Here is a 22,128-nt window from a genome sequence, read left to right on the forward strand (position 1 = left end):
GTTGGGCGTCCCGGCCCCGAAGGTTTGCCCTGGTCGCCGTACTGCCAAGGAGGGCTGCGGCGATTGGGGTGGGGGTGGCCCCGCCGGGATCGGCAAGCGGCAGGGCCACCCCCGTCCAGGCACACCCACGACACCGCCCGAACGGCACCAGCAGCGAACACAATGGGGAGGAACACGTGATGCGAGAGCTCTGGCGACGCTGGCGACTGCGCTGGCAACGCCGCAAGATGGCCACCACCCCGCCACGTGACTGGCCGGAGGGCAGCGGCGTCTACCGCGTACCCGCTGGTCGCAACCGCAACCAGCGACCCACCGCGTACCGGCCGATCCGCCCTTGGCAGATCCGCAGCCACCGCTTCCCGACGGCCCCCCGGCGCGGCGGCGGCCGGGGCCTCGACCCCGGCGAAGTCGCCGCCTTCCTCGAGAGGATCGCCCACGACCTCGGCATCGTCTACGCCGAACTCGACCGCACCTACGAGCAGAACGACCGCATCAAGGACGCGCTCCGCCGCTGGCAGACCAGCCAGGCCCTCGCCGCGCAGACCACCATGCACCTGCCCGCCTGGACCGGCACCAGCGCCACGACCCGGTACGCGGGGCAGTCGTGACCGAACCGCCCCCGCACCCCGTCACCGTCGTCACCTGCCCCGGATGCCACGGCAGCGGGCACGCCGCCACCAACGACACCGCCGACAGCCCCGCCCAAGCGTGTGGCCGCTGCGGCGGAGCCGGCAAACGCCGCGCCCAGCTCGTCCTCACCGCCGTCAACATCGACACCGGGGCGATCGCCTCCGCCAACGTGCTGCCCGGCATCACCGCCGCCGCGCCGACCGACGACGACCCGTACTGGTTCCTGAACCTGCTACCGGTCATCTGCGACCTGACCCGCCAGGTCGACGCCGCCGACCTCCACGACCCGCGAACACCCGGCCGGCCGATCCTCACCCCCACGATGCGGCTCGCCAGACAGTGGCAGCCCGACCTGCCCGCCGACCAGCGGTACGTCCTCGAAGCCGAAGCGATCGCCGCCGAAGCCTACGACCCGTGGCGGATCTGGTACGGCCGCAGCACCCCCGACCTGCCCACCGACCCCACCCAGCGGCTCGCCACCCTCGGTGAACTCGCCGAACTGCTCTGCCTCGACCTGGTCGTCGAAGCCCGCCGCAACCCACACACCCCCGACAGCGGCCACTTCCACTGGGACATCCGCTTCGAACTGCCCGGCAGCCCCGCCCCCACCGGCGTCGGTCGCTACGACAGCTTCACCGACGCCGCCACCTGCGTCGACGTCGCCCGAGCCTGCTACGCGCTGGTCGACCGCAGCCGGCACGCCCCCGCCCACTACGTCACCCCACGCCCCGCCAGCCGCATCAGCCTCCGCCCGCCACCCGTCGACCCCGACCAGCTCGAACGCCGCATCGTCGCCGACTGCCTCGCCGCACTGCTCACCGACGGGCCGGCCCCCGGCGCGCAAGCCATCTGGCGCAACGGCCGCTGGTGGCACACCACCCTGCGCGCCGACACCGACTCTGGCCCCGACACCGACTCCGGCGCTGGCCCCGGCGTCGGCTCCGGCGGGCGGCTGGTCCGCACCTGGCAGCCGCCCCCGCCAAGCTGGCAGGGCCCGCCGATCCCGTACCGGCCCTGCCCCGACTGCGCCCACTGGCCAAGCTGGGAAAACTGCGACTGTGCCCGGATCAACGGCTGCGCCACCTGCGGCGGCACCCACCGCATCTACCACGGTGGGACCGTCACCATCGCCGTCGGTCGCCGCCAGGTCCGCCACCTCAACTGGCCACCCCACGGCGGTACGCCGCCAACCCCACCGCCCCGCATCGGCTACCACCCGAGCGGCAAAGCCATCCACCAGCTCCCGCCGGAATACCAGCTCACCCACCAGCTGACCGCACTCGGCCTCGACCCCACCGAGTTGACCACCCTCGACGGGCTCACCATGCACCTGCGCGACCACGAACTGCTGCACGGCTACGCCACCGTGCCCCGCACCGGCAGCGACCCGGTCACGGCGTACCTCGAAAATGTCGCCAACGGGCACCCCGGCGGGCGGATCCTGCTACACGCCACCCCACCGAAAGTGCCACCACTGGCCACAGTGGTCAAAATGGCGTACGGCCTCGGCCTGGCCCTGGTCGTCAGCGTCGCCGACCACCGCCGCAACGACGGCATCCCGTACCAGATCCAGGGCCTGCGCTGGGGAGTCCGCTTCGCCCCACCCGGCACCACCAGCCCACTCGGCCGCTGGTCCCCCGGGGCGTACGAGCTCAGCCTGCCGAAAGCGATCGCCCAGGCCCTGGAGCACGTCCGCCACGCCAGCAACGCGATCGTGCCGACCGACCCGACCACCCCGATCCCCGCCCCCACCAACGTCGACGACGGTACGGGTCACACCGGCGGCGACCCAGTTGACCCGGTGCCGACGCTCACCGCAATCGCCACCCACCACCCCGGCACCGTCGTCACCATCGTGCTCACCCCACAGCGGTACGACGTACACCTGCCCGACGGCCCGCACCACACCACGGTGGTCGCCACCGCCGCCACCCTCACCGAAGCAGCCGCCGCGGTGATGGCCGATGTCTGAACCGACCTCGCCGGCCCGACGCGCCCAGCTCGTCCTCACCGTCGCGAACATCGACACCGCCGCCGTCGCCTCCGCCAGCATCACCCCCGGCACGGTCACGCCGACCCGCGACGCCGACGACCTGTTCTGGTGCCTCGACCTCGCCCCGGTCGTCGCCCGCCTCGCCGCACAGGTCGGCGCCACCCACCTCTACGAGCCCGACCTGCCCGACGACCCGGTCATCGCCCCCTGGACCGACCTGCCGAAAGGGTGGCAGCCCGACCTGCCCGCCGCGCAACGCCTCGCCTACGAAGCCCAGGTGATCGCCGACGAAGCCCGCGACCCGTGGCACATCTGGCTCGGCCGCAGCAGCCCACCACCGACCACCGACCCGTCCCGCCGGCTCGCCCAGCTCTGCCACGTCGCCGAACAGCTCTGCCTCGACCTGGTCGTCGAAGCCCGCCGGCTCACCCCCGGCGACGGCACCCTCGGCTGGGACATCCGCTTCGAACTCCCCGACGGCCCGGTCGGCGACCGCCTCGCCCCCTGGTCCGACCTGGCCGAAGCGGCCGTCATGACCACCGTCGGCCGGGCCGCCGCCGGCCTCGCCGAACACGGCCGGCACGCCCCCGCCCACCACATCACCCCGACACGCGACGCCGCCTCGCCCGCTGTCGGCCTGCCCGCTGTCGGTCTGCCCCGCGTCGACGTCGACCGGCTCGAACGCCGCATCCTCGCCGACTGCACCGCCCTGCTCACCGGCGAACCCACCGCCGGCGGGCACGCCATTTGGCGCGACAACCGCTGGTGGCACACCACACTGCGTACCGCCGGGGAAGTCACCGTCCGCGCCTGGCAGCCGCCGCCGCCGTCGTGGCAGGGCCCACCGATCCCGTACGCCGCCTGCCCGACCTGCCCGCCCGCGCCGGACCTGGCCCGCTGCCGGTGCCCCCGGATCGGCGGCTGCCGCACCTGCCACGGCACCCACCGCATCTTTCACGCCGCCAGCGTCACCATCGTGGACGGCGCACACCGCGCCCGGCACCTCAACTGGCCGACCCCGGCCACCGGCCCTGCCCCGCCCGCCGATGCTGGCCCTGCCTCGCCCGCGCCAGCCGTCAGCTCGTTGGTCCGCCAGCTGCCGCCGGAGTACCGGCTCCGGCCCCAGCTCACCGCGCTCGGCCTCGACCCGGACGACTGCGCGCCACTCATCGACGCCCACTACCTGCCGGAGTCGGCGCTGCTCGACGGCTACGCCACCCTGCCCCACCCCGACGCCGACCCGCTCCGCAGCTACCTGCAGCAGGTCGCCCACGGGCAACCCGGCGGCCGGATCTTCGTCCAGGCCGCGCCGCCGTACGCCCCGGAACTGTCCACCATGGTCACGATCGTGCACACCCTGGGCCTGCACGTCGTGCTCTGCGTCGCCGACCACCGCGCAAACACCGGTACGCCGTACGTCGTCCAGGGCCTGCGCTGGGGTGCCAAAGTTGCCCCGCCACATGCAAGCGTCGACGTGCCCCGTTGGGCGCCAGGCGCACACCACCGTACGGTCGCCCAGGCCGTCGACCATGCGCTGCGCTATTTGCGCAACGCCAGCGACCGGTCCGTACCCGCCGAACCCGCCACCCCGATTCCCGCCCCGGCCGGCGACGGCTCCCGCCCCTCTACCGTCCTGACCGGCCCGGAGTCCCCGGAAGCCCTGCTCAGCATGCTCGCGGGCAGGCATCCCGGTGTCACGGTGACCGTGGTCCTGACGCCGGACCGCTGCGCCATCCACCTCCCGAAGACAGCGACGTCCCCTGATCGGCAGGTCGTCATCTCCGCCGCCACCCTCGCCGAAGCAGTCGCCGCAATCTGACCTTTCCTCGTTCCTGAGTCGGATTCGCGACCAGGCCAGCGTTCGGGGCAGCAGGCGACAGCGGCCATCCGGCAGGCTCTGCCGGATGGCCCGCCCCGTCAAGGTGCCCCGTGAGTTGACTGTGGAACCCTTCGCCGGCAGCCGGGCGGTCGCCGCCGGCCTGATCACCAAGCGGATGCTCGCCGGCCCGACCTGGCGCCGGCTGCTCCACGACGTCTACGTGCATGCTGACGCCTACGACCCCGACGACCACCGGATGTGGTGCCTCGCCGTCGCAGTCCGTCTCCCACCCGGTGCAGCCATCTACGGGCTGAGCGCTGCCCTGCTCTGGGGCGTCGACCTGCTGCCACACCGGAGCACGGTGCCAGCGCCCGTGCACGTCGCCGTACCGACCAAGGCCAGGCCAGACCCACAGCCCCGGATCCGGTACGCCAACCTGGCCCTCGACTGGGAGTACGATGTCACGTCACTGTCCGGGATGCCCGTCACCACCGGTGTCCGTACCGCCTATGACCTGGGGCGGCTCCTGCCCCGGGCCGACGCGCTCGTCGCCCTTGACGCGCTCCTGCGCCGCCGGACCTGCACCAGGACCCAGCTCAGCGCTTATGTCGATGCCCACCCGGGGCGGAGGCAGGTAAAACAACTCCGGGAACTGCTGATGCTCGCCGAGCCGTTGAGTGAGTCGCCGATGGAGAGCCGGCTCCGACTGCTGCTGCACGACGCCGGCCTACCCAAGCCCACCCCGCAGTACGAAGTGCGCACACCGGCGCCGGGCTCAACGGGCTCAGCCGACTCGGCAGTTGGCGGGAGGTTCATCGCCCGAGTCGACCTTGCCTACCCGGGGTTGAAGATTGCCATCGAGTACGAAGGTGACCACCACCGGGAGCAGGCCACCTTCCGGCGTGACGTGCACCGGTTCAACGCCCTGCGGGCCGCCGGCTGGTTGGCGCTGCGCTTCACTGCCGACGACGTACTCCGGCGAAGTGAACAACTTACCCAAACCGTACGGCAGGCGATCGCTGAGCGGGCCGGCTGACCGCATCGAGTGGAGGGCCCAGGAACGTAATTCTCGCGGAATTACGTACCCCAGCCCTCCACTCGCGAGTTCTCGACATGCAGCCACGACAGCCCACGGCGGCGCACCTTCACGCATTGTGTCCAGGTAGTACATTGGCGTGACCGCCGAAAGCCAACCTCACAAGGTAGGGATGACGGACCTTGACCGCACCGAGTGAGCCGGACCGCTCAGCACCGCACCGGCGACAGTTGGGACGACGCCGAGCGCTCACCCCAGTGGCGCTGGTCGCCCTCCTGACTGCCGGGGCATTGCCCGCCTGTGCACCCTTCGGCAGAAGCGAGCCGGCACCTGACCCGAGCGCCTCCTGCGTCGAGGCACCGAAGGAGCCGCTGCCCGGCACTGCCGGCTCCGGCGAAGCAGCCCCGGACGGCGGCGGCCTGCGCGTCACCGAGTCCGGCGTCTCATTCGTCCCGTCAGGCGGGGGGACGCCCGACACCGCGAGTCTCGGCGTCATGGTCGAAAACACCAGCGAGTACGCCGCCTACCGCACACTGATCCGGTTCGAGGTCACCGACGAGAGCGGGACCGCGATTGCCACCGGCACGGGCAGCGAGGCGCTCGTGCTGGAGGTGCCGCTGATCCTGCCCGGCGCCCAGGTCGGCGTTGGCACGGCCGCCTACCTGGACGAGGGCATGACGGTCACCGAAGCGACGCAGGTGACCACGCACTTCGGAGCCACCACCTGGGTGGCGGCGAACGACGCGCCAGCCGTCGCCATCGAGACGAAGCACGACAGCATCACGATGACTGAGGTGGAGAGCGGGAGCGGCTACATCGACTATCAGATGACGTCGCCCTACTGCCAGGGTCTCGTCAGCCGAGGGGTGAGCAGCATCTTCCGGGACAGTTCCGGGAAAATCGTCGGCGGCGCCGTTATCTCCGACAGGGGCAGGATCTACTGCACCGCCGGCACCACCGAGCAGACCATGAACGCGACCTACACCATCCCCGACGGCATCGACGAGTCGGCGACGTCGACCTACCCGTACTGCGATTTCAGCATGGAGCCGACCACGCCCCGGCCGACGATCGTCCCTTTCAACTGATCGAGCCGGTGGTCAACTACCCCTGATCGACCCCCTCGGAGGTTCCTGTGACGCACAGTGCGGGCAATCACGGCGAGGAGCTGGGCGCGGATCTCTACGCCCTCTGGCGCGCGGGCCGGGACAACCTGCCGACCGTGGCCAACGCCTACTCCAGGGCCGCCAATGCCCTCGACGACGCGACCGTCGGCCTCCCCGGGGCGTTCCGGCGGACCGGCGACCTCGCCGGTGCCCCGTACGGCCCGGCCTACGAGCCGTGGCTGCTGCTGCGCGACACCATTGCCCAGATCTGCCGGGACACCGCCGACAACATCGAGATGACCGCGGACGCGCTCTGCCTCGCCACGGTCGAGTACGCCCGGACCGACTACGAGGCAGCCAACGAGTTCGCCCGGCTGTTGCAGGTCAACGGCGAGCCGAAGGTCGGTGACGAATGAGTTTCGACGAGCTCATGCAGCACGCGTACGAGATCCAGCAGCAGGCGACGCTGAAGGCCCTCACCCAGCACGGGGTGCGCCCCGCGACTCCGGACGGGCTGCCGCAGCCGGCACCCCGGCACAACGAGTTGGAGACCCGGCGGAGCATCGAAGGCCAGTTCGCCGACATCCCGGATCTCTTCCGCGCCTTCGCCGAAATGCCCGACCCGCAGGCATTCAAGCCCCGCCTCGAAGCCGTCAACCGAGCGCTCGAAGAATTGTCGTCGGGGTGGGCGTCCGACGACCCGATCAATGGCCGGTACTACCGCGCCAACGACAAGCTCGACAAGATGATCGACGCGACGAATCACATCGTGCGGTGGACCGGTCGGGCGGCGATGGAGTTCCGAGCCAACTTCATCGCGCCGTTCCGGTCGATCGTCGCCAACCAGTTCATCGCGACGGTGATCCTGCGCTCCGCGCTCGAAGCAGAGCAGGAGATCTGGGTACGGGCGAGGAACGACATCGACAAGATCGCCCACGACACGCTCGTCGCGTTGGACCGGATGGACGACTGCGGCAAGAACTCGTGGGTGATGACCTTCACCGTGCTCTCCTCGGTCGCGGCGGTCTCCGGGGCGGCGCTCGCCCCGTTCAGCGGCGGGGCCTCGCTCAGCTTGACCGCCGTCGCTGCCGGCTCGCAGGTGGCGGCCGCCGGCGTGCCGGACGACCCGCCCAAGGTCAACTTTCAGGGGGAGACCGCGATCGCCGTCATCGCGTCGATGCGGGACGCCATCGCGCTGCTGCGCGGCTACATCGACGAGCAGGAGCGCAAGATCGCCAACGCGCTCAACCACAGCTACCAGGAGATCATGCAGGACCGGGACAGTTTCGTCGCCAAGCGGCCGGCGCTCGCCGACGCCACGGCGGCCGACGTCACCGGCCCGCTGTTCATGGGCTACTCGAGATAACGACGACGCAGAGGAAGAGACCGGGGGCGGATCGTGGGACTGCTGGCGCAGCGACTGGACGAGATGCACGTACGGGTGACCGCCCCGGGCGGTGACCTCTCCGGCGAGCTGCGGGGCCGGGACCAGGTCCACATCGCCTTCGCCGCCGGCCGCTACCAGTGGCTGTCCGAGCAGTACGTCGAGCAGCAGCTCGCCGCCGTCGGCCGGCTGCTCTGGGCGGCGAGGATGAAGGCGTACCACGCGGCCGTCAGCGACGCGCTGCAGATGCCGGTCGACCGCGACGAGCCGCCGGTCAGCCAGCAGGACGTCGACTTCGTCGCCGCCCGGGAGAACCTGGTGGCGCGGGGCGCGTGTGCGGACAACTCGGTGCACATCGAGGTCCGGGGGATGCGGAGCTGGACGGTGGCGATCGCGCCGGGCAGCCTGCGCCGGTTCCGGGAAAGCGAGTTCACCGTACGGGTGCAGGAAGCCGCCACCGCGCTGATCCGTGATCAGTTCGCGCAGGTCCGCAGCCTGAAGGACCAGATCTACGGCTGAGGGTCGAGCCTCGGGTACCAGGCGGCGGCTTTCATGTCGACGCCGTCGCCGCGCAACGGGCAGCCTTCGGCGCGCAACAGGGCCCGCGCTCGGGCTTCATGGCCGGGCGGCAGCCGGCCGGATGACGACACCACCCGGTGCCAGGGGACGCCGCCGCCGTGCCGGGCCATGATGGTGCCGACCAGCCGGGCGGACGCCCGACCAGAAAGTTCAGACAGGGCGTCGGCGATCGCGCCGTACGACATGACCCGGCCGGGCGGGATGCGTTCGACGAGGGCGAGCACTTCCTCGACGTACTCCTGCGGGGTCACGCACGCCACGATATGAGATCTCGTGCCGACGCCGCGCACGGCGGCGCGCAGAATGGGCGGGTGCGTGCAGCAGTCACCGAGGCGAAACGGGTCGTCGTCAAGATCGGCTCGTCGTCGCTGACGACAGCGGAGGGCGGGCTCGACGGCGACCGGGTGGACGCCCTGGCCGATGTCCTCGCCGACCTGCGCAGGGCCGGACGGGAAGTCGTACTGGTCTCCTCCGGGGCGATCGCGGCCGGGCTCGCGCCGCTCGGGCTGACCCGACGCCCGCGTGACCTGGCCACCCAGCAGGCGGCGGCCAGCGTCGGGCAGGGCCTGCTGATCGGCCGGTACGCCGCCAGCCTGGCCCGGCACGGCCTGACCACCGGTCAGGTACTGCTCACCGTCGACGACGTGACCCGCCGGGCGCACTACCGCAACGCGTACCGCACGCTGCGTAAACTCCTCGACCTGGGGGCGGTCCCGGTCGTCAACGAGAACGACACGGTCGCCACCGACGAGATCCGGTTCGGCGACAACGACCGGCTGGCCGCCCTGGTCGCCGCCCTGGTCCACGCCGACCTGCTGGTGCTGCTCTCCGACGTCGACGCCCTCTACACCGGCGACCCGGCGAAGCCGGCCAGTGAGCGGATCACCGAGGTACGCGACGCCGCCGACCTGGCCGGGGTGGCGATCGGCAAGGCCGGGCGCGCCGGGGTCGGCACCGGCGGCATGGTCACCAAGGTCGAGGCGGCCCGGATCGCCACCGGCTTCGGCATCCCGGTGGTCCTGACCGCCGCCCCGCTGGCCGCCCAGGCGCTGGCCGGCGACAGCGTCGGGACCTTCTTCCACCGGGTGGCGCACCGGCCGACCGCCCGGCTGTTCTGGCTGGCGCACGCGACCGCCCCCCGGGGCCGGCTGCACCTGGACGCCGGGGCGGTGCAGGCGATCGTGGCCCGGCGCAAGTCGCTGCTGCCGGCCGGGATCACCGCCGTCGACGGGGCGTTCACCGCCGGCGACCCGGTCGACCTGGTCGACACCGCCGGTGCGCCGGTGGCCCGTGGGCTGGTCAACTATGACGCGGTGGAGTTGCCGGGTCTGCTGGGCCGGTCCACCGGTGAGCTGGCCGCCACCCTCGGCCCGGCGTACGAGCGGGAAGTCGTGCACCGCGACGATCTGGTACTGCTGTAGCGGAACATGTGAGGAGACGACGAGGATGAGCGTGATCGAGCAGGCCCGCCGCGCGCGGGTGGCCGCCGACGAGCTGGTCACCGCCACCCGGGCGACCAAGGACGCCGGGTTGCTGGCGATGGCCGACGCGCTCGTCGCCCGTACCGCTGAGATCGTGGCCGCGAACGCGGCCGACCTGGACGCCGGACGGGCCGGCGGGCTGTCGACGGCGATCCTGGACCGACTGGCTCTGAACGAGACGCGGATCCAGGACATGGCGCAGGCGTTGCGGGAGATGGCCGGGCTGGCCGACCCGGTCGGTGAGGTGGTCCGCGGCTCCACCCTGCCGAACGGGTTGGAGCTGCGGCAGGTGCGGGTGCCGTTCGGGGTGGTCGGCATCATCTACGAGGCGCGGCCGAACGTGACCGTCGACGCCGCCGGGATCTGCCTGAAGTCGGGCAACGCGGCGCTGCTGCGCGGCTCGTCGTCGGCGGCGCACTCCAACGCGGTCCTGGTGCGGGTGCTGCGGGACGCGTTGGTCGGCGTCGGTCTGCCGGCCGACGCGGTGCAGCTGCTCGACGCGTCGTCGCGGGATTCGGTGAAGGAGCTGATGCGGGCCCGGGGCCTGGTCGACGTGCTGATCCCGCGCGGCGGCGCCGACCTGATCCGTACGGTCGTCGAGGAGTCGACGGTGCCGGTGATCGAGACCGGCGTCGGCAACTGCCACGTGTACGTCGACGCCGCCGCCGACCTGGACAAGGCGCTCGCGGTGGCGGTGAACTCGAAGACGCAGCGGCTGTCGACCTGCAACACGGCGGAGTCGCTGCTGGTGCATGTGGACGTCGCGGCGGCGTTCCTGCCAAAAATGCTGAAGGAACTGCATAACGCGGACGTGACGGTGCACGGCACCCCGGAGGTGGCGGCGTTCTCGGCCGAGGTGGTGCCGGCGACCGATGAGGACTTCGCCACCGAGTACCTGTCGGCGGACCTGTCGGTCGCCGTCGTCGACTCGCTCGACGCGGCGGTGGCGCACATCAAGCGGTACGGCACCGGGCACACCGAGGCGATCGTCACCGACTCGGCCAGCGCGGCCCGGGAGTTCGTCGCCCGGGTTGACGCGGCCGCGGTGATGGTCAACGCGTCCACCCGGTTCACCGACGGCGGGCAGTTCGGCTTCGGCGCGGAGATCGGCATCTCGACGCAGAAGCTGCACGCCCGTGGCCCGATGGGGCTGCCGGAGCTGACCTCGACGAAGTACGTCGTCACCGGCGACGGCCACGTACGGAAGTAGGAGCCCGTCGGCGGCCGACGGCCGCCGGCCGACGGACAGGCGGGGTCAGCGGCAGGCGCGGATGGCGGCCAGGGCGGCGTGTACCTCGAAGGCGTCGCCGGAGTCGCTGTCCCAGCCGCCGTCGCTGCGTTGGGTGACCGCCAGCCGGCGGCGGGCGTTGACCAGCAGCCAGTCGTCGTCGGCGAGGCCGGCGCGGCGCAGCGCGGCGGCGAGCTGGGCGACGTCGCCGGGGGTCATGGTGGCGAGCCGGTCGTTGAGCACCACCTGCATCCGGGCCGACTCGTAGAACATCGTCTGCCGGTAGAGGGTGGCGGCGGCCAGCCAGCCGGCCAGCAGGTACGACGGCCAGGTGCCGTCCGGGCGCATCTGGGCGGCCAGGTAGCCGGCGGCGCGCTGCGCGGCGTCCCGGTGGGCCGGGTCGCCGGCGCCGTCAGGCCCGCCGGGAGTGCCTGGCCCGCTGGCGCCGGCGGCGACGCTGAGCCAGTAGCCGGCGTTGGCGGTCAGGTAGTAGGTGGCCTCCGGGTCGCCGGGGCGGGCCCACTCGGGTGCCTCGGCGGCCAGCGACTCGTCCTCCTCCCAGCTGCCGTCGCCGCGTTGCCGGCTGACCAGCCAGTCGAGGGCTTTGCGGGCCGGTGGCCGGTGCAGCGCGCCGAGGTCGTCCAGCTCGGCGAGGCGGAAGCAGGTGGCGTCGACCGAGGCGACGTCTCCGGCCCAGAAGGCGGGCCAGCCGCCGTCGGGGGTCTGCCCGATCTCGGCGCTGGTCAGCACGTCGGGCTGCGGGGCGGCGCCGGTACGCAGCCACGACAGCCGCGCCCGGTCGACGGTGTCCCCGTGCGCCACGACGAACCCGATGGCGGCATCCATATCGACCACGGACGACAGGTTACCGGCGGGTCCGGATTCCTGCCTCGGTAAGTCAGTCAAGGTCAACTAGCCGGCCGGGGACCTGGATGAACCAGATCCCCGGCGGCGTCGTCCGGTCAGTAACGTGGCAGCATCAGTGGCCGGGCAGCAATGTCAGTAGCTGCTGTGCAGCAGCGTCAGTAGCTGGGCAGCGACGGGTCGATCTGCTTGACCCAGGAGACCACGCCGCCCTGCAGGTGGACGGCGTCGGCGAACCCGGCGGCCTTGACCGCGGCGAGGGCTTCGGCCGACCGTACGCCGGACTTGCAGTGCAGCACGATCTGCCGGCCCTGCGGTAGCTTCGCCAGGGCCTCACCGGTGATGAACTCGCCCTTGGGGATCAGCGTCGAGCCGGGGATCCGCACGATCTCGTACTCGGCGGGCTCCCGGACGTCGACCAGGAAGAAGTCCTTGCCGGCGTCCTGCCACTCCTTCAGCTCCCGGGGGGTGATCGTCGAGTCGACGGCCGCCTCCTCGGCCTCGGCGGAGACCGCGCCGCAGAAGTCGTCGTAGTCGATCAGGCCGGTGATCGGCTCGCCGTTCGGGTCCTTGCGGATCTTGATGACCCGGTAGGACATCTCCAGGGCGTCGTAGACCATCAGGCGGCCGAGCAGCGGCTCACCGATGCCGGTGATCAGCTTGATCGCCTCGGTCACCATGACCGACCCGATCGAGGCGCAGAGCACGCCGAGCACGCCGCCCTCGGCGCAGGACGGCACCATGCCGGGCGGCGGCGGCTCCGGGTAGAGGTCCCGGTAGTTCGGGCCGTGCTGGTCCCAGAAGACACTGACCTGGCCGTCGAACCGGTAGATCGAGCCCCACACGTACGGCTTGCCGAGCAGCACGCAGGCGTCGTTGACCAGGTAACGGGTGGCGAAGTTGTCGGTGCCGTCGAGGATCAGGTCGTACTGGCCGAAGATGTCGAAGACGTTGTCGTTGTCCAGGGTCACGTTGTGGATCCGGACGTCGACGTACGGGTTGATCTCCCGGACCGACGCGGCGGCGGACTCGGCCTTGGGCCGGCCGATGTCGGACTGGCCGTGGATGACCTGACGCTGCAGGTTCGACTCGTCGACGATGTCGAAGTCGATGATGCCCAGGGTGCCGACGCCGGCCGCGGCCAGGTACATCAGCGCTGGCGAGCCGAGGCCACCCGCGCCGACGCAGAGGACCTTGGCGTTCTTGAGGCGTTTCTGGCCGTCGACGCCGACGTCCGGGATGATGAGGTGCCGCGAGTAGCGGCGGATCTCATCGACGGTCAGCTCGGCGGCGGGTTCGACGAGCGGGGGCAACGACACGGTGAACTCCCCGGGATCGGCAATGGTGGCTGCGCTATTGTTGCTCGCTTCGCGGCCGATCGGCCATGAGCAGTGACACCGCCCGCCATCCGGGATCCGGGAATACCGGGCTGTCCTTCTCGGCCGACCCCGCTGCGACCAGCTGCCTCAGACCATTGGTGGGCCGGTGTACCGCTTGCCGTCGAGGTAGGGCCAGCCGTTGGCGACGCAGCCCTGCATCCCGTACGTCTGCTGCTGCATGACCGGGGCGGGCCGTCCGGGTGCCGGGCAGACCTCGTGGAACATGCCGAACTGGTGCCCGACCTCGTGGTTGATCGCGTAGGCCCGGTACTCGGCCAGCGGCGCGTCGAAGTGCGGTACGGCCTCCAGCCACCGGGCCACGTTGATGATCACCTGACCGGGGAGCCGGCAGGAGGTGTACTGCTCGGTCGACAGGCCGCCGAGCGCGCACATCCGCTCGGAGGTGGCCGGCGAGGCGAGGTAGATGGTGAACTCGGCGGCGTCGGCGCGGGAGACCCGCTGCAGCCGGAACTGCCGGGAGGCGACCCAGCTGCGCTGGTCACCGAGGGTGGCGTCGACGATCCCGGCGAACTCGTCGGCCCGCTGACCGATGCCGTCCTCGACGGCGATGCGGAACCGGCGCAGTTCACCGGCCCAGCCCAGCACCGGCCCGGAGCCGGTGAGGTAGCCGAAGGTGCCGGTCCCGGCCTGCGGGTAGCTGGCCGGCGGTGCCTGCGGCCCGCCACGCGCGCCCGGTGCGTCGGCGTTGCCCGGCCCGTCGGCGTCACCGGGCGAGTCGTCACCGGGTGCGTCGGCGCTGTCGGACGCGTCGGGGTCCGGTGTGCCGCTCGGCGCGGGTGCGATCAGCGGTGGCAGCGCGGCGGCGCCGTCGGGGGTGCCGCTGTCCGGGGCTTCGGCGTCGGCAGCGCCGCCGGGGCCGGGCTCGCGGACGGCGGCCGGTAGCCGGCCCTCGGCGTCGGCGCCCGCCCGCAGCAGGTCGACCCCGATCAGCGTCGCCGCGACCGTCACCAACGCGAGTACGCCGACCCGTCGGCGTCGGCCGCGTAGTTCACGGCGACGCGCCGGGTCGGCGGCCGACCGCCGACCATCGTCGAGGGCTGATCGTCGACCGCTGGCGGAGGCCGACGGCCGGATGTTCGCAGCTGACTGGATCTTGCGCACGGTGACCGCCCCCTCCTGGCAGCTCGCCTGATGCGCCCAGATTGTCATGACATATGTACCTGGCCGTGGCGACGCGCGGGCACCACCGACTTAGCAGGTCAATCTGACCAAATGCCCCGTATCCTTCGACGTTTCGTCAGTCGGGCAGGGTCTAAAGCGGCGGACCGGCGTACCGCTCACCGGCCAGGAACGGCCACGGGTTGGCCACACAACCGTTGAGGAACAGCGTCTGCTGCATCATCACCGGCGCCGGCTCGCCGTCACCCGGGCAGCGCTCGTGACCGTGCCCGAGCTCGTGTCCGACCTCGTGGTTGAGCACGTACGTCCGGTAGACGTCCAGCGGTACCCGCGCCTGCACGTAGTGGTCGACCGACCGGCGCCACCGGTCCAGATTGATGATCACCTTGCCCTGCGCGCGGCAGGACGTGTACGGCACCCCGTCGATGCGGATGTCCACCCAGCCCGCCTGGCACATCCGGTACGCCGTCTGCGCCGTCGCCAGGTAGACGGTGAAGTCGTGCCCGGCCTGGTCCGGGACCCGCTGCAACCGCCACTGGCTGCCGCCGGTCCAGCTGCGCGGGTCGGCCAACGTCCGGTCGACGATCTCGCCGAACGCCTCGACGTCCTCGTCCGCGCCGACCTCCACCGCCACCCGGTAGCGGCGCAGCGTGCCCGACCGGCCGGCGATCTCACCCTGGACGGCGCCGAACGCGAACTCGCCGCTGCCGGCCGACGGCACCGCGCCCGGCAGCTGCAGCACCGGCGGCGGGGGCGCCGTCGTCGGCGGCGGGGCAGCGCTCGTCGGTGCGGCGCTCGACGCGGGGGTCGGCGACTGCGACCCCGGCGGTACGGCGGTCGACCGCCCGACACCCACCGGCGCGGCCAGCACGTCCCAGCCACCGACCCGGGGCAGCGCGACCCCGATCACGCCCAACCCGATCGCGGCGACCAGCGCCGCCGTCAGCACCGGCCAGCGCAGCCGCTGCCATCGCGACCGGGGTCGGCCGGTCCGGGAGCGCGCGGCCGGCGACCGGGTAGCCCGGGAGCGCACGGCCCGGCGTCGGCCGGGCTGGTGGGTGCGACGGGCATCACTGACGGACATCGCCGTCCACCTTGCCACAGCCCACGCCCGAACCGGCGTGTCGGATCAGGCCAGCAGGGCGTCCAACCTGCGGTTGACCGCCGCCAACGTGGCGCGTACCACAGCCTGCCGGGGATCGCCGGAGACCACCGCCGAACCGGCGAGCTGCTCAACCCAGCCGCCACAGGCCAGCAGTACGACGACCACCGCCACCTCGCAGCCGCCCATCGGCACCACGGCCGCGTGCTCCACGAAGCACCGCCCCCGGTCGAACGCCCCGGCCGGACCGGTGAGCAGCTCCTCGATAGCGGACGCGGCGGCGACCGCACACAGTCGCAGCACGTAACCGTCGACCGCCGGTCCGGTCGCGACACCGGAGGTGGTACGCGGCCCGGCGGTCAGCCGTACCTCCACGGTGGCGTCCACGCCGAACGTGGAAACCTGCACGTGGTCCAGCACCACCCGGGGCCCTGGCCGGCCACCGGGGTTCAGCGGGCGCGGCGGCCCGCTCGCCGGTGCGGTGGAACTGTCCGGGCAGGTCACTGCCGCCGGCTCCGCCGGTGCGGTCGGCGGCGGGTCGCCGTACTCCGGTTGGGGTCGTTGGCCGGGTCGACGCCGGCGCGGCACGTCCGCCGGCTCCGGGGTCGACCACCCGGGCCCGACGGCCTGCGACGGGGCCGGTGGCAGCGGGGCGGACGCCCGCCCCCGGGTCGGCAACGCCGGCAGCGCGCCGCCGAAATCGGCACCGGGCAGATTCTGCGGGGCCGCCGCGAGGCCCATGCGTTCCTGCAGCAGCCGCGCCACCATCCGGCTCACCTCGGCCGGGTCGGCGCCTTCGGCGAGGTCCAGGCGCAGGCTGTGCGCGCCGGCGTCGGTGGTCCGCAAAGAGGCGTCCCGCACCCCGCCGACGCCCCGTACGGCGGCCAGGATGGCGTTGACATCGAAGCCTTCCGGCCGCTCCTGCGGCTGCCCGGCGGAGTCGCCCCGGCGCAGATGGGAGGCGATGCGGGCAAGTTCCGGCGTCTCCGCCGAGGGTTCCACCGCGGGAGGTTGCGGCACAGTTGGCACGTCCGGATCGGCTGGGACCCGCTGCGGCAGCGAGTCCAGCGCGGCAGCGGCGATCGGGGTGGACAGGTCGGCGGCAGGTACGGGCGGTGGTGCCGGGTCGTCGGGTCCGAAGCCACCGTGCCCGCTCGATCCGAAGTCGGTGGCCGACGGCCAGGACTGGTCGGTCCCGGACTCGGCCGGCGGCCAGGGCTGGGACTCGGCGGTGGGTTCGGTCGACTGCCAGCGCGGCTGCTCCGGCGGCGACCAGCCACGGTCGGCGTCGTCCGACCAGTGCTGCGCTGTCGGACCATGCTGCGCCGACGGACCGTGCGGTGACGGTGGGCCGGTCTGTGGCGTCGGACCATCCGGTGGCGTCGGAGCGGTCTGCGACGTCGGACCGGACCAGTCGGGTGCCGGGTCGTCGGCCCAGGGACGCGGCCTGGCCGGCTCCTGAGACGTCCACTGTTGATCGGCGTCGGGGCTGGTCCACTCCGGCTGTGTCGGCGCCCAGCTCTGCCCGTACGACCAGTCAGGTCCGACGTCGCCGGTCGGCCCGCCGGAGGTGGGCGAGCCAGCGCCGTACGGCTCGGATCCGGCCTGCGGCGACCCGGCCTGCGGCTGGTCCGCGTCGCCGGCACGCGGGTGGTCCCAGTCGTCGGCACCGGACCGGCCGGGCCAGTCGCCGGCACCGCCGCGCCGGTCCCAGTCCCCGGTCGGCTGTTGCGGCCAGGCACCGGTGCTGCTCTGCCGGGGCCATTCACCCGTGGGCTGTCGGATCGCGCCGACGCTGGTCGACGGCCGCGCCCAGGCCGGGGTCCCGCTGGCCGGCGGCGCCGACGTGGGTCCGGCGGTGCCGGGCTGCCCGGTCCCGGACCCGCTCGGGTCGGGTCGGGTCACCCGGTCGGTGGACCGATCGGCCCGCGCCGCCCCGTAATCGGCCGGGTCGGGGCGGGACGATCCGTAATCGGCCGGGTCGGGGCGGGACGGGCGGTCGTCGGCCGAGGCGGTGGTGTCCCGACGCATCGGCGCACCGTCGGCGCGGCTGTTGTCGCTCCCCCCCGGCCGCCGGGGCGACCGGTCGCCCTCGACCGCCGGGCTCGCACCCGTCGGGCCCTGGAATCCGGGTGGTGTGCCGGGGCGGACCGGGCGCGGCGCGGCCGGCGACACCGGCGTCGCCGAGGCGACCGGCACGGGTCGCAGCGGCGTCGACGGCACCACCCGAGCGGTCTCCTGCCACCGGGGCGGCGAGTTCACCGGGGTCGGCACCGGTCGGGCGGGTTCGGCCGGGCGACGCGGGGCGTCGCCGCTGGTGTCCCGGCTGGCGCTCGGCGCGGTCCGGTCGTCGTCGGAGCCGGGACGCTCCGGACGGTGGCCGTCGGCGCGCTCCGGACGCTGGCTGTCTGCTCGCTCCGGACGCTGGCTGTCGGTGCGCTCCGGACGCTGGCTGTCGGTGCGCTCCGGACGGTGGCCGTCGGCGCGCCGGACGGACCCGTCGATCGCCTCGCCGGCGGGGGCGGGGCGGGGGGTCGGCACCACGGCCTGCTCGCGGGCGGCACCCTGGCCGCTCGAGTACGGGCTGGCGCTCACCGGTTCGGACAGCACCCGCCCCGTGTCGGTGCCCAGCCTGCCCCGGGTGGACCCGCTGCGCGGGGTACGGGTGAACGGCAGCACCTCGGCGTACCGCGACGGCGGATCAGCCCAGTTGGCCGCGCTACCCGGGGCACCGGACGACGTCCAGCCGGTCCCGGACCGCTCGCCTTCCGGCTCGATGCCGGACCCGTCCGACCACCTCGTCGGCGACCCTGCCCAACTGCCCATGCCCTGGTCACGACGGCCTCGCGAGTCCGCTCCGCCATCGTCTGGTCCCGGTGCGGCCCCGCGGGGTTCACCTGATTCGTCCACCGTGCGCTCCTCGGTCGCCCCCGCTGAGGCTACCGTGTGCTGACAGTGGCGATAAGTTGCAACGTCGGGCTAATTGACCGGCCAGGTGATATGCACTGATCGTTTCGTTCATACGCCGACCAGATCGTTCCACCCGGACTCGGAGGTTCGACATGACCGCTGCGTCGAGCGGCGCACAGACGGCCGGCCGGCCGGCGAGGATGCCGCGCTCCGCACGCCGTAAGCAACTGCTCGCCGCCGCACAGGAGGTGTTTGTAGCACAGGGTTACCACGCGGCGGCGATGGATGACATCGCGGAGCGTGCCGGGGTGTCCAAGCCAGTGCTGTACCAACATTTTCCGGGCAAATTGGAGTTGTATCTGGCGCTTCTCGACACGCACTGCGACTCGATCATCGCCAAAGTCGCGGCGGCGATGGCCGCCACCAGCGACAACAAGGAACGGGTCAGCGGCGCGGTCCAGGCGTACTTCGACTTCGTCGACGAGGAGAGCGGCGCGTTCCGGCTGGTCTTCGATTCCGACCTGCGCAACGAGCCGGCCGTACGGGCCCGGGTCGAACGGGTCGAGCGGGAGTGCATCGCCGCCATCACCGACACCATCATCTCCGACACCGGGGTGAGCCGGTCCCGCGCCGAGCTGCTCGCGTCCGGGCTGGTCGGGGCGGCGGAGACCGCCGCCCAGTTCTGGCTCGCCGGTGGCCGGCAGGTACCCAAGGGCGAGGCGGAGTCGCTGCTCGCCGCGCTGTCCTGGCGTGGGATCGCCGGATTTCCACTACAGGGCGAGGCATCCTGAACGCAGTGCGCGCGCATCGGCTAACCTTCGCGATGGCGCTGTTTTCGCCCACCTCAAGGAGGACCCGTGGAGGTCAAGATCGGCGTGCAGTACGCGCCGCGTGAGCTCGTTCTGGAGAGTTCCCAGTCTCCGGCGGAGATCGAGCAGATCGTGACCCAGGCCATCGCGACCGAGGGGACTCTGTCACTGACCGACGAGCGTGGCCGGCGGGTCATCGTTCCGGTGGCCAAGATCGCCTACGTCGAGATCGCCGAGGCCGCACCCCGATCGGTCGGCTTCACCGTACGTTGACCATCGCCGTGACCCGCTGAGCGGCTGAGCGGCTGCTCATCAGCGGGTACCGACTCCGTCGGCGGATGCGTGGCCGCGCATCCGCCGTACGCTGTCGGCAGCATCCGGCGGCGCAGTGATGTGTCGTCCATCACGATGGACCCGCCTGCCGCCGCTACTCCCGGTGACTCGAATCACACAATCGTGCTCCGGTTGCCCGGTCGGTCGCCGAGGTTTTCCACGTCGACGCTGGCGGTGGGCTACGATGGTCAGCAAATGCTGCGGCCGTCGAGATTGCTCGCGCGGGGTTCGCGGCGCGCGTGCGGCCCGCGACCTGTCGATCGCGTGTGGCCAGCGCCGTCAGTTGACGCACCGCCGCATCCACACACCCGGCCGCGCCGACGTCACCCGGACCATCCGCGCCGACCCGGCACCGCTACTCACCGGTGCCGTACCGGCACTGAACCACGACGGTGCCGTACCGGCACTGAACCCAAACGGTGCCCTACCGGCACTGGACACCACAGGCGCCCTGGCGGCGCCGACATCCGATTCGCGCCCTCACGACGCATGCGGGGCGCGCCACGAGAGGGCACCCCCGACACCAGATGACTGACTTCACCGATATCCCCACCGGCGACGAGCCGGCGAAGCGCCCCCCGGTCCGCCCGGACAGCCCCACCTTCGCCCAGCTGGGCGCGCGACCGGAAACGGTCGCCGCGCTGGCCGAGGTCGGGATCGTGCACACCTTCGCGATCCAGGAGTACGCCCTGCCGATCGCGCTGCGCGGCACCGACCTGATCGGGCAGGCACCGACCGGCACCGGCAAGACCCTCGGCTTCGGCGTACCACTGGTCGACCGGGTCTTCGCCCCCGGCGAGGGCGCCGACGGCGTACCGCAGGCCCTCGTCGTCGTCCCCACCCGCGAACTCGGCCTGCAGGTCGCCAAGGACCTCGCCGCCGCCGGCAGCACGCGCGGCGTCCGGGTCCTGCCGATCTACGGCGGCGTCGCCTACGAACCACAGATCGAGACGCTCAAGGCCGGCGTGGAGATCCTCGTCGGCACCCCGGGCCGGCTGATGGACCTCGCCAAGCAGAAGAAGCTGCGGCTGGACCGGATCCGGGCGCTGGTGCTCGACGAGGCCGACCGGATGCTCGACCTGGGCTTCCTCGACGACGTCGAGCGGATCCTGGCGATGCTGCCCGAGGACCGGCAGACGATGCTCTTCTCGGCCACGATGCCGGACCCGATCGTCGCGCTGTCCCGCCGCTTCCTGCGCCAGCCGGTGACGATCCACGCCGGGCACGCCACGATCGCCGGGACGGCACCACTGACCCGCCAGGTGGTGTACCGGACCCACCCGATGAACAAGATCGAGATCGTCGCCCGGATCCTGCAAGCCGAGGAGCGTGGCCTGACGATGATCTTCACCCGGACCAAGCGGGCCGCCGATCGGGTCAGCGAGGACCTCGACTTCCGTGGCTTCGCGGTCGCCGCCGTGCACGGTGACCTCGGTCAGGGCGCCCGGGAACGGGCGCTGCGCGCCTTCCGTACCGGCAAGATCGACATCCTGGTGGCGACCGACGTCGCCGCCCGTGGTCTGGACGTCTCCGGCGTCACCCACGTGATCAACTACGACTGCCCGGAAGACCAGGACACCTACACCCACCGGATCGGACGGACCGGCCGCGCCGGCGCCACCGGGGTGGCGGTCACCTTCGTCGACTGGGAGGACATCACCCGCTGGCGGATCATCGACAAGACCCTCGGGCTGGAAATGCCCGAACCGCCGGAGACGTACCACACCTCCGACCACCTCTACGCCGATCTCGGCATCTCCCGGGAGGTCTCCGGCACACTGCCCAGCGCCGAACGGACCCGGGCGGGGCTCGGTGCCGAAGTCGAGGAGGACCTCGGCGGCCGCTCTCCCGGTGGCCGGCGACGCGGCGACTCCAGCGCCCGGTCCGACCGTGGCCCGCGCGGCGAAGGCCGCTCCCGGCGCGGATCCGGCGACCGGTCCCGCTCCAGTGACCGGTCCGGTGACCGGTCCCGTGCCGGTGGTCGGTCACGCTCCGGCGCAGCCAACGGCGACGCCGACCTGACCGCCGGTACGCCGACCGACGCCGGCGAGGACGCCGGCAGCACCCGCGCCCGGCGGCCCCGCCGCCGTCGCCGCGCCGGTCAGCTCGTCGACGGTGGCACCGACACCGCCGGCACCGCCGCAGCCGTCCCGGCCGCCCGTACCGCCACCGACACCCAGATCGCGGCGGACGGGCACCCCACCGGCGCGGCCGACACCGGCAGCACCGCCCCGCGCCGACGGCGTCGGCGCACCCGCAGCGGTCAGGGCAGCGGCAGCGCCAGCCAGGACAGCGGCGGCAGCGAGAACTGAGCAGTTCCGGGGTCCGACCGGGC

At 72.4% G+C, this 22,128-nt stretch carries 19 protein-coding genes; 13 read left to right on the top strand and 6 right to left on the bottom strand.

Annotated elements, in window-relative coordinates:
• Positions 1-179: 179 nt before the first annotated feature.
• The 8 genes from O7623_RS17355 to O7623_RS17390 all read left to right on the top strand — a co-directional run bounded on the left by O7623_RS17355 (position 180) and on the right by O7623_RS17390 (position 8,487).
• On the top strand, positions 180-608 hold the full coding sequence (locus tag O7623_RS17355; protein WP_282224074.1) for a DivIVA domain-containing protein: 429 nt from the start codon (positions 180-182) through the stop codon (positions 606-608).
• Positions 605-2,602 (top strand): hypothetical protein, encoded by a 1,998-nt coding sequence (locus tag O7623_RS17360; RefSeq protein WP_282224075.1) that lies wholly within the window; start codon positions 605-607, stop codon positions 2,600-2,602. The genes O7623_RS17355 and O7623_RS17360 overlap by 4 nt, the downstream gene beginning before the upstream one ends.
• The gene (locus O7623_RS17365) at positions 2,595-4,442 is read left to right on the top strand and encodes a hypothetical protein (RefSeq protein WP_282224076.1); all 1,848 of its coding nucleotides are present in this window, start codon (positions 2,595-2,597) and stop codon (positions 4,440-4,442) included. Before O7623_RS17360 ends, O7623_RS17365 begins: the two co-directional genes overlap by 8 nt.
• Positions 4,443-4,527: 85 nt before the next feature.
• Positions 4,528-5,478, top strand: coding sequence for a DUF559 domain-containing protein (locus O7623_RS17370; RefSeq protein WP_282224077.1), 951 nt, complete (start codon positions 4,528-4,530; stop codon positions 5,476-5,478).
• A gap of 257 nt (positions 5,479-5,735) precedes the next feature.
• The gene (locus O7623_RS17375) at positions 5,736-6,566 is read left to right on the top strand and encodes a hypothetical protein (RefSeq protein WP_282224078.1); all 831 of its coding nucleotides are present in this window, start codon (positions 5,736-5,738) and stop codon (positions 6,564-6,566) included.
• Positions 6,567-6,613: 47 nt separating this feature from the next.
• On the top strand, positions 6,614-7,000 hold the full coding sequence (locus tag O7623_RS17380) for a hypothetical protein (RefSeq protein ID WP_282224079.1): 387 nt from the start codon (positions 6,614-6,616) through the stop codon (positions 6,998-7,000).
• Positions 6,997-7,950: a hypothetical protein gene (locus tag O7623_RS17385; RefSeq protein ID WP_282224080.1), complete on the top strand. Its 954-nt coding sequence runs from the start codon at positions 6,997-6,999 to the stop codon at positions 7,948-7,950. The genes O7623_RS17380 and O7623_RS17385 overlap by 4 nt, the downstream gene beginning before the upstream one ends.
• 33 nt (positions 7,951-7,983) lie before the next feature.
• Complete coding sequence (locus O7623_RS17390) at positions 7,984-8,487, top strand: hypothetical protein (protein WP_282224081.1); 504 nt, start codon at positions 7,984-7,986, stop codon at positions 8,485-8,487.
• Here O7623_RS17390 and O7623_RS17395 read toward each other — a convergent pair.
• Positions 8,478-8,798: an MGMT family protein gene (locus O7623_RS17395; protein WP_282224082.1), complete on the bottom strand. Its 321-nt coding sequence runs from the start codon at positions 8,796-8,798 to the stop codon at positions 8,478-8,480. The two genes, O7623_RS17390 and O7623_RS17395, sit on opposite strands and share 10 nt — an antisense overlap.
• Positions 8,799-8,858: 60 nt before the next feature.
• Here O7623_RS17395 and proB point away from each other — a divergent pair, with 60 nt between their 5' ends.
• Together proB and O7623_RS17405 are read left to right on the top strand one after the other, a co-directional pair.
• Positions 8,859-9,968, top strand: coding sequence for a glutamate 5-kinase (proB, locus tag O7623_RS17400; RefSeq protein ID WP_282224083.1), 1,110 nt, complete (start codon positions 8,859-8,861; stop codon positions 9,966-9,968).
• Positions 9,853-11,238, top strand: coding sequence for a glutamate-5-semialdehyde dehydrogenase (locus O7623_RS17405; protein WP_282224084.1), 1,386 nt, complete (start codon positions 9,853-9,855; stop codon positions 11,236-11,238). The genes proB and O7623_RS17405 overlap by 116 nt, the downstream gene beginning before the upstream one ends.
• A gap of 45 nt (positions 11,239-11,283) precedes the next feature.
• On the opposite strand, the gene O7623_RS17410 is transcribed toward O7623_RS17405, so the two are convergent.
• The 5 genes from O7623_RS17410 to O7623_RS17430 form a co-directional block, all read right to left on the bottom strand.
• Entirely contained in the window at positions 11,284-12,102 is an 819-nt protein-coding gene (locus O7623_RS17410; protein ID WP_282229449.1) for a prenyltransferase/squalene oxidase repeat-containing protein, read from the bottom strand.
• Positions 12,103-12,278: 176 nt separating this feature from the next.
• Positions 12,279-13,439 carry an adenylyltransferase/sulfurtransferase MoeZ gene (gene moeZ / locus O7623_RS17415; RefSeq protein ID WP_282224085.1) on the bottom strand — a complete coding sequence of 387 codons (1,161 nt, stop codon included), beginning with the start codon at positions 13,437-13,439 and terminating at the stop codon, positions 12,279-12,281.
• Positions 13,440-13,586: 147 nt separating this feature from the next.
• Positions 13,587-14,669: a DUF3152 domain-containing protein gene (locus tag O7623_RS17420; protein ID WP_282224086.1), complete on the bottom strand. Its 1,083-nt coding sequence runs from the start codon at positions 14,667-14,669 to the stop codon at positions 13,587-13,589.
• A gap of 103 nt (positions 14,670-14,772) precedes the next feature.
• The gene (locus O7623_RS17425; protein ID WP_282224087.1) at positions 14,773-15,723 is read right to left on the bottom strand and encodes a DUF3152 domain-containing protein; all 951 of its coding nucleotides are present in this window, start codon (positions 15,721-15,723) and stop codon (positions 14,773-14,775) included.
• Positions 15,724-15,768: 45 nt separating this feature from the next.
• Complete coding sequence (locus O7623_RS17430) at positions 15,769-17,526, bottom strand: hypothetical protein (RefSeq protein WP_282229450.1); 1,758 nt, start codon at positions 17,524-17,526, stop codon at positions 15,769-15,771.
• A 1,277-nt stretch (positions 17,527-18,803) separates the two neighbouring features.
• Between O7623_RS17430 and O7623_RS17435 the strand changes: the two genes are divergently transcribed.
• The 3 genes from O7623_RS17435 (at position 18,804) to O7623_RS17445 (ending at position 22,105) form a co-directional block, all read left to right on the top strand.
• On the top strand, positions 18,804-19,442 hold the full coding sequence (locus O7623_RS17435; protein WP_282224088.1) for a TetR/AcrR family transcriptional regulator: 639 nt from the start codon (positions 18,804-18,806) through the stop codon (positions 19,440-19,442).
• A gap of 66 nt (positions 19,443-19,508) precedes the next feature.
• On the top strand, positions 19,509-19,733 hold the full coding sequence (locus O7623_RS17440; RefSeq protein ID WP_282224089.1) for a DUF3107 domain-containing protein: 225 nt from the start codon (positions 19,509-19,511) through the stop codon (positions 19,731-19,733).
• Between the two features lie 587 nt (positions 19,734-20,320).
• Positions 20,321-22,105: a DEAD/DEAH box helicase gene (locus tag O7623_RS17445; RefSeq protein ID WP_282224090.1), complete on the top strand. Its 1,785-nt coding sequence runs from the start codon at positions 20,321-20,323 to the stop codon at positions 22,103-22,105.
• The last annotated feature ends 23 nt before the right edge of the window (positions 22,106-22,128 follow it).

The organism is Solwaraspora sp. WMMD791, assembly GCF_029581195.1.
In the GTDB taxonomy this organism is placed as follows: domain Bacteria; phylum Actinomycetota; class Actinomycetes; order Mycobacteriales; family Micromonosporaceae; genus Micromonospora_E.

What these genes read in the sequence shown, in the direction of transcription:
- O7623_RS17355 (WP_282224074.1), top strand. Translation starts at nt 180, where the DNA reads ATGCGAGAGCTCTGGCGACGCTGGCGACTGCGCTGGCAACGCCGCAAG.
- O7623_RS17365 (WP_282224076.1), top strand. Translation starts at nt 2,595, where the DNA reads ATGTCTGAACCGACCTCGCCGGCCCGACGCGCCCAGCTCGTCCTCACC.
- O7623_RS17370 (WP_282224077.1), top strand. Translation starts at nt 4,528, where the DNA reads ATGGCCCGCCCCGTCAAGGTGCCCCGTGAGTTGACTGTGGAACCCTTC.
- O7623_RS17385 (WP_282224080.1), top strand. Translation starts at nt 6,997, where the DNA reads ATGAGTTTCGACGAGCTCATGCAGCACGCGTACGAGATCCAGCAGCAG.
- O7623_RS17405 (WP_282224084.1), top strand. Translation starts at nt 9,853, where the DNA reads ATGACGCGGTGGAGTTGCCGGGTCTGCTGGGCCGGTCCACCGGTGAGC.
- O7623_RS17410 (WP_282229449.1), bottom strand. Translation starts at nt 12,102, where the DNA reads ATGGATGCCGCCATCGGGTTCGTCGTGGCGCACGGGGACACCGTCGAC.
- O7623_RS17420 (WP_282224086.1), bottom strand. Translation starts at nt 14,669, where the DNA reads ATGACAATCTGGGCGCATCAGGCGAGCTGCCAGGAGGGGGCGGTCACC.
- O7623_RS17425 (WP_282224087.1), bottom strand. Translation starts at nt 15,723, where the DNA reads ATGTCCGTCAGTGATGCCCGTCGCACCCACCAGCCCGGCCGACGCCGG.
- O7623_RS17435 (WP_282224088.1), top strand. Translation starts at nt 18,804, where the DNA reads ATGACCGCTGCGTCGAGCGGCGCACAGACGGCCGGCCGGCCGGCGAGG.
- O7623_RS17445 (WP_282224090.1), top strand. Translation starts at nt 20,321, where the DNA reads ATGACTGACTTCACCGATATCCCCACCGGCGACGAGCCGGCGAAGCGC.